At 63.7% G+C, this 14,567-nt stretch carries 12 protein-coding genes; 6 read left to right on the top strand and 6 right to left on the bottom strand.

From position 1 onward, the window contains the following. The first annotated feature begins 202 nt into the window (after nucleotides 1-202). Genes AC1RGE_RS16225 through AC1RGE_RS16235 form a run of 3 tightly spaced genes read left to right on the top strand, consistent with a single transcriptional unit; the run spans nucleotide 203 to nucleotide 3,768 of the window. Nucleotides 203-862: a paraquat-inducible protein A gene (locus AC1RGE_RS16225; RefSeq protein ID WP_492584626.1), complete on the top strand. Its 660-nt coding sequence runs from the start codon at nucleotides 203-205 to the stop codon at nucleotides 860-862. Then, nucleotides 849-1,472: a paraquat-inducible protein A gene (locus AC1RGE_RS16230; RefSeq protein ID WP_015637044.1), complete on the top strand. Its 624-nt coding sequence runs from the start codon at nucleotides 849-851 to the stop codon at nucleotides 1,470-1,472. The genes AC1RGE_RS16225 and AC1RGE_RS16230 overlap by 14 nt, the downstream gene beginning before the upstream one ends. Continuing rightward, nucleotides 1,465-3,768 carry a PqiB family protein gene (locus AC1RGE_RS16235; protein ID WP_053153853.1) on the top strand — a complete coding sequence of 768 codons (2,304 nt, stop codon included), beginning with the start codon at nucleotides 1,465-1,467 and terminating at the stop codon, nucleotides 3,766-3,768. Before AC1RGE_RS16230 ends, AC1RGE_RS16235 begins: the two co-directional genes overlap by 8 nt. A 155-nt stretch (nucleotides 3,769-3,923) precedes the next feature. On the opposite strand, the gene mksF is transcribed toward AC1RGE_RS16235, so the two are convergent. The 3 genes from mksF to mksB are packed head-to-tail and all read right to left on the bottom strand — an operon-like array spanning nucleotide 3,924 to nucleotide 8,738. After that, entirely contained in the window at nucleotides 3,924-6,767 is a 2,844-nt protein-coding gene (gene mksF, locus AC1RGE_RS16240; protein ID WP_015637042.1) for an Mks condensin complex protein MksF, read from the bottom strand. Beyond that, on the bottom strand, nucleotides 6,764-7,471 hold the full coding sequence (mksE, locus tag AC1RGE_RS16245; RefSeq protein ID WP_015637041.1) for an Mks condensin complex protein MksE: 708 nt from the start codon (nucleotides 7,469-7,471) through the stop codon (nucleotides 6,764-6,766). Before mksE ends, mksF begins: the two co-directional genes overlap by 4 nt. Further along, complete coding sequence (gene mksB, locus AC1RGE_RS16250; RefSeq protein ID WP_041120711.1) at nucleotides 7,461-8,738, bottom strand: Mks condensin complex protein MksB; 1,278 nt, start codon at nucleotides 8,736-8,738, stop codon at nucleotides 7,461-7,463. Before mksB ends, mksE begins: the two co-directional genes overlap by 11 nt. A gap of 179 nt (nucleotides 8,739-8,917) precedes the next feature. Here mksB and AC1RGE_RS16255 point away from each other — a divergent pair, with 179 nt between their 5' ends. Both AC1RGE_RS16255 and rimI read left to right on the top strand, forming a co-directional pair. Beyond that, nucleotides 8,918-9,718 (top strand): energy transducer TonB, encoded by an 801-nt coding sequence (locus AC1RGE_RS16255; RefSeq protein WP_346624795.1) that lies wholly within the window; start codon nucleotides 8,918-8,920, stop codon nucleotides 9,716-9,718. Further along, nucleotides 9,715-10,167, top strand: a complete 453-nt coding sequence (rimI, locus tag AC1RGE_RS16260; RefSeq protein ID WP_011063479.1) for a ribosomal protein S18-alanine N-acetyltransferase — start codon at nucleotides 9,715-9,717, stop codon at nucleotides 10,165-10,167. Before AC1RGE_RS16255 ends, rimI begins: the two co-directional genes overlap by 4 nt. A gap of 138 nt (nucleotides 10,168-10,305) precedes the next feature. Here rimI and AC1RGE_RS16265 read toward each other — a convergent pair whose 3' ends face one another. Then, complete coding sequence (locus AC1RGE_RS16265; RefSeq protein WP_011063478.1) at nucleotides 10,306-10,638, bottom strand: hypothetical protein; 333 nt, start codon at nucleotides 10,636-10,638, stop codon at nucleotides 10,306-10,308. Nucleotides 10,639-10,793: 155 nt separating this feature from the next. Between AC1RGE_RS16265 and can the strand changes: the two genes are divergently transcribed. Beyond that, nucleotides 10,794-11,438, top strand: coding sequence for a carbonate dehydratase (gene can / locus AC1RGE_RS16270; RefSeq protein WP_011063477.1), 645 nt, complete (start codon nucleotides 10,794-10,796; stop codon nucleotides 11,436-11,438). A gap of 113 nt (nucleotides 11,439-11,551) precedes the next feature. On the opposite strand, the gene AC1RGE_RS16275 is transcribed toward can, so the two are convergent. Further along, nucleotides 11,552-12,724 carry a hypothetical protein gene (locus AC1RGE_RS16275; RefSeq protein WP_019093569.1) on the bottom strand — a complete coding sequence of 391 codons (1,173 nt, stop codon included), beginning with the start codon at nucleotides 12,722-12,724 and terminating at the stop codon, nucleotides 11,552-11,554. A gap of 116 nt (nucleotides 12,725-12,840) precedes the next feature. Further along, nucleotides 12,841-14,562 carry a J domain-containing protein gene (locus tag AC1RGE_RS16280; RefSeq protein ID WP_492584628.1) on the bottom strand — a complete coding sequence of 574 codons (1,722 nt, stop codon included), beginning with the start codon at nucleotides 14,560-14,562 and terminating at the stop codon, nucleotides 12,841-12,843. Nucleotides 14,563-14,567: the final 5 nt, after the last annotated feature.

The raw sequence follows: 14,567 nt of genomic DNA on the forward strand, positions 1-14,567 counted from the left end.
ATCGCCGATGGTAGTGTGGGGTTTCCCCATGTGAGAGTAGGTCATCGTCAAGATTAAATTCCGAAACCCCAACTGCGTATGCAGTTGGGGTTTTGTTTTTGCGCGTGGAAAAACTTGCTCTTATTCGCAAACAAATTTGCACAGTTATTTTCGGATTGGAACACTAGAATAACCGTTACTTTCTCCACTCCCAGAGCCTTCTATGCCAGAACCGGTTGACGCCCCCGGGTTGTCAGAATTACCACTGGACGACCTGGTTGCCTGCCATGAATGCGACTTGCTGATGCGCAAGCCCAAGCTCGCCCTCGGTGAGAAAGCCCAGTGCCCGCGTTGTGGCTATGAGCTCTACGCGCACCGGCACAATGTGGTCGAACGCAGCCTGGCCCTGGTGATCGCGGCCTTGTTGCTCTATGTGCCGGCGAACTTTCTACCCATCATGCAGCTCAATCTACTGGGACAGTCTTCCGAGGACACGGTCTGGAGCGGTGTGCAGGGGCTGTTCGACACCGGGATGGAAGGCGTGGCGGTGGTGGTGTTCCTGTGCAGCATGGGCATTCCCCTGCTCAAGTTGATTTGCCAGCTTTTAGTCCTGCTGAGTATTCGTTTGGACATCGGCCGCAGTTACGGCCTGCTGCTCTATCGCATTTATCACCATCTGCGCGACTGGGGCATGCTCGAGGTCTACCTGATGGGGGTGCTGGTGGCCATCGTCAAGTTGGCCGACATGGCATCCATTACCGTGGGCCTGGGCCTGGTGTGTTTTATCAGTCTGTTGTTGGTGCAGGTCTGGCTGGAGGTGGTGATGTCGCCTCACCAGATCTGGCAAGCGTTATCGGGAGAGGATATACATGCGGGCGATTGAGGCAGGCATTCTGATCTGTACTGAATGCCACGAGTTGAATCGGCAGGAGGCTGACAGCGAAGAGCAGACCTGCACTCGCTGCGGGGCCATGGTTCATCCTCGCCGCCCCAATAGCATACTGCGCACCTGGGCGTTGCTGCTCACCGCCGCGATCCTCTACATCCCGGCCAACGTGCTGCCGATCATGACCGTCAGTTCCCTGGGCCAGGGTGACCCCAGCACCATCATGTCCGGGGTCATCCAGCTGGTGCAGCACGGCATGTTTCCCATCGCTGCGGTGGTGTTCGTCGCCAGTATCCTGGTGCCCACCTTCAAGCTGGTGGGCATTGCCCTGTTGTTGTTTTCGGTGCAGCGTCACCAGCCGCTCTCGGCCCGACAGCGGATCATCATGTACCGCTTTATCGAGTTCATCGGCCGCTGGTCGATGCTGGATATCTTTGTCATCGCCATCCTGGTGGCGGTGGTCAACTTTGGCCGGCTGGCCAGCATCGAGGCCAATCTCGGTGCGGTCGCCTTTGCCAGCGTGGTGATTCTGACCATGCTGGCTGCAGTAACTTTCGATCCCCGACTGATCTGGGATAACACGGAGTCGGACGACGACCATGAGTGATTTGCCTACCGCCAAAACCCGCCCGGCCTCCAACTGGTCGGCTATCTGGGTATTGCCCCTGATTGCCCTGATCATCGGCGGCTGGCTGGGCTGGCGTGCCTACAGCCAGACCGGTATCGAGATCCAGTTGCGCTTTGAAAGCGGCGAGGGGATCCAGGCCAACAAGACTGAAGTGGTCTACAAGGGCATGCCCGTAGGTAAGGTCAAGACCCTGGCTCTGGACGATGAGGGCAACTCCAAGGGAGTGATTGCCACGGTCGAGATGAACAAGGACGTCGAACAGTACCTGAAGACCAACACCCGCTTCTGGCTGGTCAAACCCAGTGTCAGCCTGGCCGGGATCACTGGCCTGGAAACCCTGGTCTCGGGCAACTACATCGCCGTCAGCCCCGGGGATGGCGAGCCGAGTCGCAAGTTCAAGGCCCTGGCCGAAGAGCCTCCTTTATCTGATGCCAAACCGGGCCTGCACCTGACCATCAAGGCCGAGCGCCTGGGGTCGCTGAACCGTGGCAGCCCGGTGTTCTACAAGCAGATCCAGGTTGGCCAGATCAAGAGCTTCCTGCTCTCCGAAGACCAGAACACGGTAGAGCTCAAGGTCTATATCGAGCCCACCTATGCCAATCTGGTGCGCAAACACACACGTTTCTGGAACGCCAGCGGCATCAGCATCGACGCCAACCTGTCGGGGGTAAAAGTACGCAGCGAGTCCCTGTCCAGCATCGTCGCCGGGGGGATCGCCTTTGCCACGCCGGAGAATCGCAAGGACAGCCCGCCCACCGACCCAAGCCTGCCGTTCCGTCTGTATGAGGACTTCGACGCCGCCCAGGCCGGGATCCGGGTCAAGGTCAAGCTCACCGATTTCGAAGGCCTGCAGGCCGGGCGCACCCCGGTGATGTACAAGGGCATCCAGGTGGGTAGCCTGAAGGCCCTGAAGGTCGACTCCGACCTGAGCAGCGCCACCGCCGAGCTGACTCTCGATCCCCTGGCCGAGGATTACCTGGTCCAGGGCACCCAGTTCTGGACCGTCAAGCCTTCGATCTCCCTGGCCGGCATCACCGGTCTTGAGGCCCTGGTCAAGGGTAACTACATCGCTATCCGTCCCGGCGACAAGGGCGCCGCGCCCCAGCGCGAGTTCGAGGCCCGGGCCAAGGCCCCGCCGCTGGACCTGCGTGCGCCCGGCCTGCACATGGTGCTGTTCACCGACAACCTGGGGTCCCTGGATGTCGGCAGCCCGATTCTCTATAAACAGGTCAAGGTCGGGTCGGTGCAGAGCTACCAGTTCTCCCACACCCGCAAGCAACTGGTGATCGGCGTCCACATCGAGAAGGAATATGAAGGCCTGGTCAACGGTTCGACGCGCTTCTGGAACGTCAGTGGCATCACCCTGACCGGGGGCCTGAGCGGTGGTATCCAGATCAAGAGCGAGTCGCTGCAAAGCCTGATGGCGGGTGGCATCGCCTTCGAGACCCCGCTGCCCAACGTGCCGCTGAAAAAGCGCATTCCACGTTTCCGCCTGTTCGCCAACCAGGAGGAGGCGGCGCAGCGCGGCACCCTGGTGAGCATCAAGGTTGATCGCGCCGACGGCTTGCGGGCCGGTACGCCTGTACGCTTCAAGGGCCTGGACGTGGGCAAGCTGGAAGAAGTGACCCTCAGCGCCGACATGCAATCGGTCATGCTCAAGGCGCGGATCACCGAAGTGCCCGAGCGCATCGCCCGGGTCGGCAGCCAGTTCTGGGTGGTCAAGCCGGAGTTGGGCCTGATGAAGACCTCGAACCTGGAAACCCTGGTCACCGGCCAATACATCGAGGTCCAGCCTGCGACGAAGAGCCAGGGCGTGCAGACCAGTTTTGTCGCCTTGCCGCAACCGCCGGAAGCCAGCGTTCAGGAAGCCGGCCTGAGCCTGGTGTTGAGCGCTGCTCGGCGTGGCTCGCTGAAAGTCGGAGTGCCGGTAACCTACCGCGAAGTGGCGGTGGGCAAGGTGACCGGTTACGAGCTGGGCCAGACGGCCGATCGGGTACTGATCCACATCCTCATCGAACCCAAGTACGCACCGCTGGTTCGCAGTGGTACGCGCTTCTGGAACAGCAGTGGATTTGGTGTCGACTTCGGCCTGTTCAAAGGGGCGACGGTGCGTACCGAATCCCTGGAGACCCTGATCCAGGGGGGGATTGCCTTCGCGACGCCGGATGGCGAGCGCATGGGCAACCCGGCGCGGCCTCAGCAGACCTTCCCGTTGTTCGACAAGTTCGAAGAGGAATGGCTGACCTGGGCACCGAAGATCCCCCTGGGCAAATAACCTTCTTGTAGGAGCCGGCTTGCCGGCGAAGAGGCCCTCAGCCCTGCGTCGCGCCAGAGGACGCCTTCGCTGGCAAGCCAGCTCCTACAGCAGCCTTCCCATAAAAAAGGCCGCGCTCGGAAGAGCGCGGCCTTTTTCGTTGCAGCGTTACGAAATCAGACTTCGTCCAGCTCCGCTTCTGCTTCCGGCTCTGCGTTCAGCACGGCCTTGACCTGATCGTGACGACGGATGAACTTCCAGTCGGCCTCGTCGATGTAGATGCCGTTCGGTCCGCTGCCACCTTCCAGGTCGATGGCCACCTGGGCCGAAACCTGGGGCTTCACACTGGCCAGGATTGGCACGAAGCCCAATTGCAGGCTGGTTTCCAGCAGCGCCGCCTGGTTGCGCTCGTCGATGTCCGCCGCCTCGTCGAGGTAATAAGGCAGGCGGATGCGCCCGGCCTGGTCGCGGTCCATCAAGTGCAGCAACAGGTACATGTTGGTCAGCGCCTTGATGGTCATGGTGGTGCCGTTGGACGCCGCGCCATCGATGTCGGTGTGGATGACCGGCTGGCCGTTGACCTTGGTGATCTCGAACGCCAGTTCGAACAGGTCCTTGAGGCCCAGCTGGTTGTGGTTGGCCGCCACCAGCCGCGCCAGGTACTCCTTGGCTTCTTCGTTCTTGTTGTCCTGCTCGGCGCTCTGGCTCAGGTCGAACACCGACAGGGTCTCGCCTTCTTCGTATTGCCCGGCGCTGTGGATGATCTGGTCGATGTGCTTGAGGGCTTCCTTGTTCGGCGCCAGGACGATGCGGAAGCTCTGCAGGTTGGACACCTGGCGCTTGTTGATCTCGCGGTTGAACAGCGCCAGTTGGTGTTCCAGGCTGTCGTAGTCGCTGCGGATATTGCGCAGGGTCCGGGCGATATCGGTGACCGCGGCGCGGCGCGCCTTGCCCAGGGTCAGGGCTTCGTCGGTGCGGTGGGCATAGGCGTTGATCAGCAGCTGCAGGCGCCGCTCTACGTCATCCTCACTGTCGAACTTGGCCACGCCCTTGAGGCGCACCTGGGCATACAGCGCCTCGATCTGCCCGTCGACCCGCTGCAAGCCCTGCCAGCTGTCCTGGTAGTCGTTGAGCAATGGCAGCAGGTTGTCCATGGAGTCGTCCACCGGGTCCATGAACGGCGTACCGAAGGGCAGGTCTGCCGGCAGCAGCTGACGGCGACGCAGAGCGTCGTCCAGGGTGCGCTGCTTGGCTTCCATGTCGGCGATCTGCCGGCCCACCAGTTGCAGCTTCGCGGACAACTGCTGGACGCGCTCGGTGAAGGCGTCGCTGGAGCGCTTGAGTTCGTCCTGGGCGGCCTCCATCTGTGCCAGCTGCTCCAGCTTCTCGCCTTCCTCGGCGCTCAGAGTCTGAGCGCGGCGGAAGTCTTCCAGGGCCTTCTGGGCATCCAGTACCTGTTGGTACAGGGCTTCGGTCTGGGTCTTGCTCGCGGCGCGGTCGGCGGCCACGGCGGCCTGGGTCTTGAGCTGCTTGAGCTCTTTTTCCAGGCGTTCTTTCTGATCCCGCAGGGCGGCGCGGTCGGCCAGGGCCTGCAAGGCTGGCGGTTCGATGTGGGAGATGTCGATCGACAGCCCCGGCACTTCGAAACGCTCGCCCTTGAAGCCGTCGAGGATCAGCTCCACCGACTTCACCCACTCGCCGTTGTCGTCCAGGGCAATGCCATGCTCGCCCAGGGGCAGGCTGAACAGCGCGCTGTTGAACAGGCGCATCAGGCGCTCCACGTCCTGCTGGGAGAACTCTTCCCGCAGGCGGGCGTAGCTGTTGTTGTCGGCATGATCGAGCTGCTGCTTCACCGACTTCAGGCGTTTTTCCAGGTCCCGCAGGCGCTCCTCCAGGTCTTCGGCGGAGAATTGCCGGGACTGGGCCAAGGCGCCGGCCAGTTCGTCGTGAGCATCCTTGGCCGCCAGCAGTTGCTGTTCCAGGACCTTGACGTCATCCACCAGGGCGAAGCGGTGCTTGAGCACCGACAGCTCACCCAGCCAGCGCTGGGTGCCGGTGATTTCCCGCTCCAGGCGCATCATTTCCTGGGTGCTGCTGCGCTGGTCGTTCTGCAGCGCGTCCTGCTCGTTGCGGTAATGCTCGGCCTGGATGGTCAGCTCTTCCTTGCGGGCGCCGGCGTAGTCCGACCAAGTGCCCAGCAGCGAGTCCAGCAACGGCGACAGGCGATGCAGTTTGCCCCGCAGAATGTCCCGCTGCTTCACGCCGTTGGCCAGGGCCTCCACCAGGGGGCCAGCGGCCACCAGGGAGTTGTAGTCCTGCTCCATGCGTCGTACGTCGCGGAAAGCTTCGTCGCACGCGGCGATGTAGTCGACGCTGCCGGAGCGCAGGCTGTGCTCGAAGGCGTCGAGGAACAGCTGCTTGAGCTTGGCCGCGGTGATTTCGCGCATGTGCAGCAGGTTGATGAACAACGCGCGGAAGGTCTTCAGGCTCTGCTCGCTGGTGGAGCGCAGCGGGATCAGGGTCAGGTCCAGGGGGATCGAGGTGTGGCCGCCCACCAGCAGGCGCCGCAGTTCATCGGGCTTGAGCTCATAGGCCTTGAGGCCCTGGCGCTCCAGGTTGGTGAACAGCTCTTTCTGCCGCAGGCAGGTGTCGTCCTTCTGGTAATGCGCCAGGTCCAGCTGGCCGGCGTAGGCGAAGAACTGGTGGCCGAAACCGCCGCCCGGGCCGCGCCCGACCACGCCGATCACATGGGGGCCGTGGGGCAGCGAGACTTCCACCAGGATGTAGCTGGTGTCGGAAGCGAAGTAGAAGCGCCGGGATTGCTCCAGGCTGTACTTGCCGAAGCTCATGTCCGACATGCGCGCCAGAATCGGGAATTGCAGGGCGTTGATCGACGCCGACTTGCCCAGGTTGTTGGCCCCGTACACCGACAGCGGCTCTTCCAGGGGGAACAGGCCGAGGCTGTAGCCGGCGGTGTTCAGTAGGGCAAAGCGGCGGATGCCGTAGCGTTCCTTGCTCATGCGTCGAGCTCCTGTTCTTCGGCGATGGCTCGGGCCAGCGCGTCTTCTTCACTTTCTTCGGACTCGTCGAATTCGCTCAGGTCCAGCGGGTCATCGGTCTGCAGCAGTTTCTCGTCGCTGTCGTTGTCCACCAGCACCGGGGTCGGCAACGGCAGCACGCTGTGCAGGCTGGCGGCCAGGTCGCGGTCCTGCTGCACCGACAGGCAGACATCGAGGAAGCGGTGCATCGGCGGCAGGAAGCGATAGATCCCCGGCTCCTCGGCGGCAAAACCCAGCTGGGTCATGCGGCGCATGATCTTCTCTTCCAGCTCTTCCTGGGTCTGCACTTCGGCCTGGATGAACAGGTCGCGGTATTTTTCCAGCAGCGACGGCAGTTCGTCGCGGCCCAGGCTGCCGCCGTCGAGCACGGCGATCGGGTCGCGGCCCTGGTCGGCCAGGTGCTCCACCAGGATGAAGGTGAACAGCGCCAGGCGCTGGGCGGTCTTGTTCACCTGGGCGGCGGCGTTGTCCGGCACGAAGTAGTAGAAGCCGCGGGTATCGCACACCAGCTCGAAGCCCAGGGCCTTGAACAGGGTGCGGTACTGGTCCTGGAAATTCGACAGTTGGGCGTACAGCTCCGGGTCGCGGCGGCTGACGTGGTAACCCTTGAACAGCTCGCGGAAGATCGGCGCCAGCTGGGACAGTTCGGAAAGATCAAGATGCATTGGCGTTGCTCGCAGAATGCTCGGCGGCGTCATCGCGGGCCGAGAGCAGGGCGAAGGAGCGCAGGCTGACCTGGTGCTCCTGGGTGTGGTAATCGCGGCGTTCGAGGCGCTCGCGCTTGAAGCGTTTTTCCCGGGACAGGCGCGAGAACCAGTACAGCAGTTCGTCGGTGGCGCCATCGGGCTCCTGGTCCAGCAGCCAGCTCATCAGGTCCGGCATCGGCAGGGCGTCTTCGCAGCGCTCGAGCATTTCCCGGACCGTACGCGGTGCCTTGGGGGCCACGCCCTTGTGGGTCTTGTGGGCCTTGGGGAAGCGCGCGGGCTTGGGTTCGAAGCGGGCCAGGGCGTAGACATAGGCTTCCACCTGGCCGGAGCTGCCGAGAAAGGTGCTTTGCGGACGGGTGAACATCGGCATCGCTGCCTGGGGCACCGCGTCGATGCCCTTGCGGCGGATGGCCGACAGGGCCAGGGCCGCGCCGCGGGTCACGGCGTTATGACGGCGCGCCTCCTCGCGCAGCGGCAGCAGCAGTTCCCGGGCATGGCGCAGGGTCAGCTGGGCGCTGGTCTGCATTTCCAGGATCCGCGCGTGGGTGCGCAGCAGCATGTCGTCGTCCACCAGGTGGCCCAGGCGCTGCTGTTCGGTGAGCATGCGCAGCAGGACGTTCTCCACCTTGCGCACGCCCTGTTCGAAGGCGCCGTCGGCGTTCACCAGCTGGATCATCGGTTCAACGTATTCGTCCCAGGTGGCCAGCACCTCGGCATAGCGCTGGCGCAGGGGGATCTGCCGGTCGCTGGTCTTGGCCCGCTCGGCCACGGCCACCAGGGCCTGTTCGTCGTTGGCGAGCTTCTTCAGGACATCGCGCACGCGCATGTCCAGCAGCCGCAGCTGGCGCGCCAGGTCGTTGCCGTCGCGCACGTCGAAGGCGTCCTGGATGTAACCGGCCAGGCGCTCGAGGTGGCGCAGGTAGGCTTCGATTTCCAGGCACAGACCCAGGCGGTGCTCACGGCGCAGGTAGGCGAGGAAGTCGTGGATCTGCGCATTGAGCTCGAAACGGTTCGGGCTTTTCGCCACCGGGACCAGGATGTCCAGGCGTATCCATACGTCCAGCAGGTGGGTGATGTCCTGGGGCGTGCTGTCCAGTTGTTGGGCAGACAGCTGTGAACGCAGTTCGGCAAGACTCAGGGTGCCTTGGTCGAAGTGCTCGCACAGCGGCTCCAGAAGTGCCCAGTGTTCGGCGAGGGCGCGCAAGACGCGCTTGGGTTCGATCATCGGAATGGCCGGCTGGTTGGCAATGAAAAGCGGCGATTGTACTGCATCAGGGGGCTGACGATTCACCCCCAGGTCCAGGTATGAGACGGACAGTCGCTTTTGTGCGCAATCAACTGCGGGCGATCTTCGGCGAAGGACGGTAGAATCCCCCACCTCAGTTATCCACAAGTGGCCGACCTTTGCTTATCGAGTCCCGTCGTCGCGCTTATCTGTCCGCCATGCAGGTGGTCAGTTGGCTGCCGCGCAGCGAATTGCCCTTTGCCGCCCCTTCGCGCCCCGAGTTGCTGGCCCTGCCGGAACCGGACGTGGAGGCGCCGCCTGCCCCTGTGGTCGAGGCCAAGGCCCCCGCGGCGCCGGTGGCAAGGAACGTCGAACGGCCGAAGATCGAGGTGCCGCGCCCCTCCACCGCCCCTGCGCGCCCAGCCAGCAAGGCGCCGATCGAGGGCGAAGAGGCCCCGGCCCCGGTGGTCAAGGCCCCGGTGGTACCGCCGCCGCGTTTTGCCCTGCAGTTGCTGCGGGCCGGCCGTTGCCTGCTGCTGGTGGAGTTACCCACAGGCGAAGCCTTCCAGAGCCGCGACCCGGCCTACCTGTTACTCAAGGACATGCTGCGCGCCGCCGGCCTGCCAGACAGCCCGCAGATCCTCGCCGAGCCGGTGCGCTGGCCGATGCTGACCCGGGGCAACCTGGACCAGGGCCCCGAGGCTGCGCGGGATTTCGTCCAGGCCTTTGTCGGCGTGCGGATCGAGCAGGAACCCTGTGTCTGTCTGTGGCTGATCGGCCTGCCGGCGGTGCGATTTGCCGGCGAGGCGAATGCCGAATCCTACAACCGCGAACTCCAGGTCGAAGGCCTGGGTTCGGCCTGGGCCCTGCCTGGCCTGGAACTATTGATGGAAGAGCCACAGCGTAAGGCTGATGTCTGGCAAGCCATGCGTCGCTTGATGACGCGCTGGAAAAGCACTGATGAGCAAAATGACCAATGAGTGACGCGTTGACCTTCCGCCTGGCCACCGAAGCGGACCTGGATAGCATCCTGAAAATCGAATATGCGGCGTTCAGCCACCCCTGGACCCGGGGCATTTTCATGGATGCCTTCAAGTCCTACGAGGTCTGGCTGATGTTCGAAGGCAGCCAGCAAGTGGGCCACGGGGTGATCCAGGTGATCATCGACGAAGCGCATCTGCTGAACATCACCGTCAAGCCGGAAAGCCAGGGCCGCGGCCTGGGCCTGCGGTTGCTGGAAGAGCTGATGAAGCGCGCCTACCAGAAGGACGCCCGGGAGTGTTTCCTGGAAGTGCGCTCCAGCAATCAGACCGCCTATCGGTTATACGAGCGTTATGGCTTCAATGAAGTGGGGCGCCGCCGCGACTACTACCCGGCGGTAGGCGGTCGCGAAGACGCCCTGGTCATGGCCTGCACGCTGGTCGACTGAGCCTTTAACCGCACGCGGGCCGCTGCAGGACCTGGCTTGCCAGCGAAGGCGCCATTCGGGGCGATGCACGGCTTGAGGGCCTCTTCGCCGGCAAGCCGGCTCCTGCGGGAGAGCGCGTCATTGAATGCGGTGCAGGGCTCAGGGCTTGCCGTCCAGCGGGTCGCGGCGGGCCAGTTCGGCTTCATCCAGGCCATTGCCGCCACCAATGTTCTCTTCTTCGACAATACTCAGGTCCCAGTCGGCCGGTTTGTCGGCACCGGCCTCATGGGCGGAGCGGGCACCGTCTTCGCGGATCAGGGTTTCCGGGCTCAGGTCATCATCGCTTGCACCGTCGTCCGTGACGCGGTTGCTGGCGCGGGCGGCGGGTTCGTCGTCATCGAAATGCAGCTCCTCCATGGAGCCCATGCGGTCCTGATCGTCGTCGATGGGTTCGGGCTGGGGGGCGTTGTAGGGGCGTCGTGATTCGTTCATGGCGATTACTCATACTTCGGGACTGGATAAAGGGTGGACCCTTGCACGCCCCTGAAGATTCCCCCGCAAGGGATGGCCGGTATCTGTAGCAATAGGCGTGACCTCTACGGGCGGCCGTCTGTCAAAGCAGCGCATCATTCTTGAGGCTTCACAGCATGAACGAACTACAAGATCTGATTGATAACAACGAGCGTTGGGCCGAAGCGATCAAGCAGGAAGATCCGGACTTCTTCTCCAAACTGGCTCGCCAGCAGACCCCGGAATACCTGTGGATCGGCTGTTCGGACGCGCGGGTGCCGGCCAACGAGATCGTCGGCATGCTGCCGGGCGATCTGTTCGTGCACCGCAACGTGGCCAACGTGGTACTGCACACCGACCTCAATTGCCTGTCGGTGATCCAGTACGCGGTGGATGTACTCAAGGTCAAGCACATCCTGGTTACCGGCCACTACGGCTGTGGCGGCGTGCGCGCCTCTATGCAGGATCGCCAGCTGGGCCTGATCGACGGCTGGCTGCGTTCGATCCGCGACCTGTACTACGAGCACCGTGAAGCGCTGGGGCAGTTGCCCACGGAAGAAGAGCGGGTCGACCGTCTGTGCGAACTGAACGTGATCCAGCAGGTGGCCAACGTCGGCCATACCAGCATCGTGCAGAACGCCTGGCATCGCGGGCAGAGCCTGTCGATCCACGGTTGCATCTATGGCATCAAGGACGGTCGCTGGAAGAGCCTGAATGCCACCATCAGCGGCTTCGAGCAGTTGCCGCCGCAGTATCGGCTGCGTCCGGTGGGCGCGGTCTGATCGTCGCTGGCCGCAGGCGGCGATAGAGCGCAGGCTTGCGGGCTCTGTCAGAGCACCGCGACCCTGCGGGTCGATCGCAGCCTGCGGCAGCGGCTACAGGTTGAGGGGCCGGCTCAGAGGTGCGGTACCTCGGTGCTTGGCGCCGGTGCCGGGGCCTTGAGCTGGTTGAGCTGGGTCTTGACCGGTGCACTGGTGCATTTGGCCGCGGCTTGCTGCTCGCTCAGCTTGCGCACCGAGGTGTAGAACAGCTCGCAGGTCTGCACTTTCTGCGTCACCTGCCAGGTCTGGGTGCAACTGCTCAGCAGCGTACTGGGATCGGTTCCCGGCTTACTGCCCATGCCGGCCTGCCAGCAGGCCGCGCTCAGGTCCTGGCCCATCACTTTCAACCCCGCGGCATCGGCCTTGGCCTGGTCATCGTCGTAGTTCGCCGGGTCTGCCGCGTACCAGATATAGCTCGGGTGGTTGGAGCCCAGCACCGGCACCTTGACCCCCTCGCTGGGGCTGATCTGTGCCAGGCCCAGCACATTCACCGTGACCCCGTACTGCTGCTTGAGCCAATTGCGCACCGGTGCGCCGAAGGCCACCATCGGCAGGGCCGCGCCGCTGGTGCTCTGGCTGACCTGCCTGACCATGCTGGTCTGGTAGCTGTTGAAGTAGCTGTAGACCCCCTCCAGGTCCTTGCCGGCACTCGATGGCGCGGCAATCGGCGCGATGTCGACGATGGTCTGGTAGGCCGGGGTCTGCTCGGCGGCGATGCCGTTGGCCGTCAACAGGGTTGCCCAGCGGTCGGTGGTGGCCGACTCCAGATAGTCCTGGGCCTGGGTCAATGAATAGTCCGGCGGGAAGTGCAGCAGCTCGACGCTCTTGCGGTTTTCCAGGGCCATGCCCAGGGGCAGGAACAGGTACCAGCTGTAGGCCCATTTGCCATCGGCATTGAGCTGGCTGGCGCCCTTGTAGGCCAGGTCGCCGGCATCCAGCAGGGCACTCAGGGGCTTGTCGTAGCCGTCCGGCACACCGCTGATGGAGGCCAGGACCTTGTCGCCGGTGGTCTTGACACTGACTTTTGCAGCGCTGTAGCCGTCACGCTGCACGCTCTGGGTCAGGTAGTGAGCCACCGTCTCCTCCAGGGTCCAGTTGCGATAGCAGATCACGTTGCAGTTGTTGGGGTAGGCGAAGAGTTGGGTGACGCGCTGGGGGCTGCCCAGATCGACTTCGACATCGGCCTGTGCCGTCGCGCTCAGGGCAGCAGCGGTCAGCGCCAGGGTCATTCCTGCGAATTTGAACATGCTCAGATCCTTTTCAGCGTGAACCCCTTCGAAGGGGGGAAGGACATACTGAAACAGCACCGAGCGGAGAAACAGCCGGGAGTGAAAAAATATCCATTGCCCCGGCCGCGCAGGGTTCAACCAGGCATGAGGCGCGTCCAGGGAAACCCCGGGGCATGGAGCTGACAGACCCGGATGACCACGATCATGACGACCAGATAGATCGGCTGCCAGGGGCTGAAGTGATTCCAGTGCAAGGCGCCCAGCCAGGGGCTGCGGGCACAGAAATCCGGGTCCGGCTGGCCGATGCGCCGCGAATGCAGCAGGCCGATCAGCACAAAGCCCAGGTAGGCCAGTATCCCCAGGGCCCCCAGCCAATAGCCGAACAGGCCCAGCATGACCGCTTGCGGCACCCCGTGGCGCAGCACCAGCCAGTGCTGGTGCGGATTCAGGCGCTTGGGCACCAGGCGCTCGCTCAACCACAGGTCGATGGCCAGCAGGCGGGCGATCGCAGGGGCCCAGGTGTTGAGCAGGATCAGCCCGAAAATCGCCAGGACACCCCCACAGAACAGCCCCATCATCACTGCAAGTTCTTTGCTGTGTTGGGGCTTGTTCATGAAGTACAGGCTCAGGGCCAACCCCATGGCGACCCCTGACCTGATCCAGCTGTCCACGCCCTGCGGACGCGGCATCAGGTTCTGCCAGAAAAACACATCGCTGCGAGGCAGCCGCTCCAGCAGCGCCGGGAAACGCGAGGCCAGGGTCTGCGACAGCTCCATGCAGGCCTGCCAATGTTCGTCTTCGAAGTGCCGGGTCAGGGCGACCTGGCGACGTCGGGGCATGGGGTTCAGCAGCAGGCGAGCCGCGGCAACGTCCGGCGTCGCTTCGCCGGGTTCCCCGGCCTTGGCCAGCAGCTCCTGATAGAAGGCCTCCTGCTGGCAGCGCTCGATCAGCGACTGCCAGAGCCACGCCGGTTCAGGGGTGTTGCCACGGCTTTCGTCCCAGCCGAACAACTGGCATACCCGATCGAACAAGGGTACCTGCCAGGCTTGCTGCTGCAGTAACTGCAGCATTTCATGCTGCCAGTTCTGGCGATGATCGAAGATCCGCAGCCAGGGTTGTGCGCAGTAGCTCGTCAGACGTTCGAGGAAGGCCCGCTCCTGGCCGGCTTGCAGCAACGCTTCCAGCGTCCGGCGGTATTCCTGCAATAGCGTCTTGACCAGGAATGCCTCTTGCCAGGCCTCCATGGGCGGTTGTTGCCAGGGTGTCAGCCAGTCCAGATGCTCGGCGGCCCAGCCGATGATCGCGGCGTATTGCTCGGGGTGGGCGCAGCACGCCACCAGCAGGCGCTGCAGGAAATCGTTCTCGCAACCCTCCTGCCGAGCCTGTTGCCAGCGCTCTGGCAGGTTCTCGACGCTCAGCCCCTTGAGCAGCGGCAATGCGCTAGTGGCTGGAGCGGGTAGGGGGGCGGGATCCTGCGGGGCGGGCGGGACCCAGTCCGCCAGCGGTTCGACGGACAGCGGGACGTCTTCAAGCAGGCTGGCCCATTGCTGGGCCTGGGAAGGGCCCCTCGGCGTTGGCCGCGGGGCGGCCGCGTCCATCTCTATCAGGCCCGACCAGGCCTGCAGGTTGTCCGGGGGCGGTGCCTTCGTGGAGACGGCCTGGATCACCGCGACTTCATCCGCGATCTCTTCCCGCCAGCGGGCCAGTTGCAGCGCCCGCTCATAGGCTTCACGCAGGCGCTGGAAGCCTTCGGCATCCTCGTCCGGACGGGTGATCTTCAACTGCCGGGCATAGCTGCGCTTGATGCTGCGTTCGTCGGCGTCCTCGGGCAACTCCAGCAGGGACCAGCAATCCATGTTGC

This window comes from Pseudomonas sp. GW823-FHT02C05, from assembly GCF_058797595.1.

Excerpts from the sequence above, each read along its gene's own strand:
- AC1RGE_RS16225 (WP_492584626.1), top strand. The coding sequence starts at position 203 with ATGCCAGAACCGGTTGACGCCCCCGGGTTGTCAGAATTACCACTGGAC.
- AC1RGE_RS16230 (WP_015637044.1), top strand. The coding sequence starts at position 849 with ATGCGGGCGATTGAGGCAGGCATTCTGATCTGTACTGAATGCCACGAG.
- AC1RGE_RS16235 (WP_053153853.1), top strand. The coding sequence starts at position 1,465 with ATGAGTGATTTGCCTACCGCCAAAACCCGCCCGGCCTCCAACTGGTCG.
- mksF (WP_015637042.1), bottom strand. The coding sequence starts at position 6,767 with ATGAGCAAGGAACGCTACGGCATCCGCCGCTTTGCCCTACTGAACACC.
- mksE (WP_015637041.1), bottom strand. The coding sequence starts at position 7,471 with ATGCATCTTGATCTTTCCGAACTGTCCCAGCTGGCGCCGATCTTCCGC.
- mksB (WP_041120711.1), bottom strand. The coding sequence starts at position 8,738 with ATGATCGAACCCAAGCGCGTCTTGCGCGCCCTCGCCGAACACTGGGCA.
- rimI (WP_011063479.1), top strand. The coding sequence starts at position 9,715 with ATGAGTGACGCGTTGACCTTCCGCCTGGCCACCGAAGCGGACCTGGAT.
- AC1RGE_RS16265 (WP_011063478.1), bottom strand. The coding sequence starts at position 10,638 with ATGAACGAATCACGACGCCCCTACAACGCCCCCCAGCCCGAACCCATC.
- can (WP_011063477.1), top strand. The coding sequence starts at position 10,794 with ATGAACGAACTACAAGATCTGATTGATAACAACGAGCGTTGGGCCGAA.
- AC1RGE_RS16275 (WP_019093569.1), bottom strand. The coding sequence starts at position 12,724 with ATGTTCAAATTCGCAGGAATGACCCTGGCGCTGACCGCTGCTGCCCTG.
- AC1RGE_RS16280 (WP_492584628.1), bottom strand. The coding sequence starts at position 14,562 with ATGGATTGCTGGTCCCTGCTGGAGTTGCCCGAGGACGCCGACGAACGC.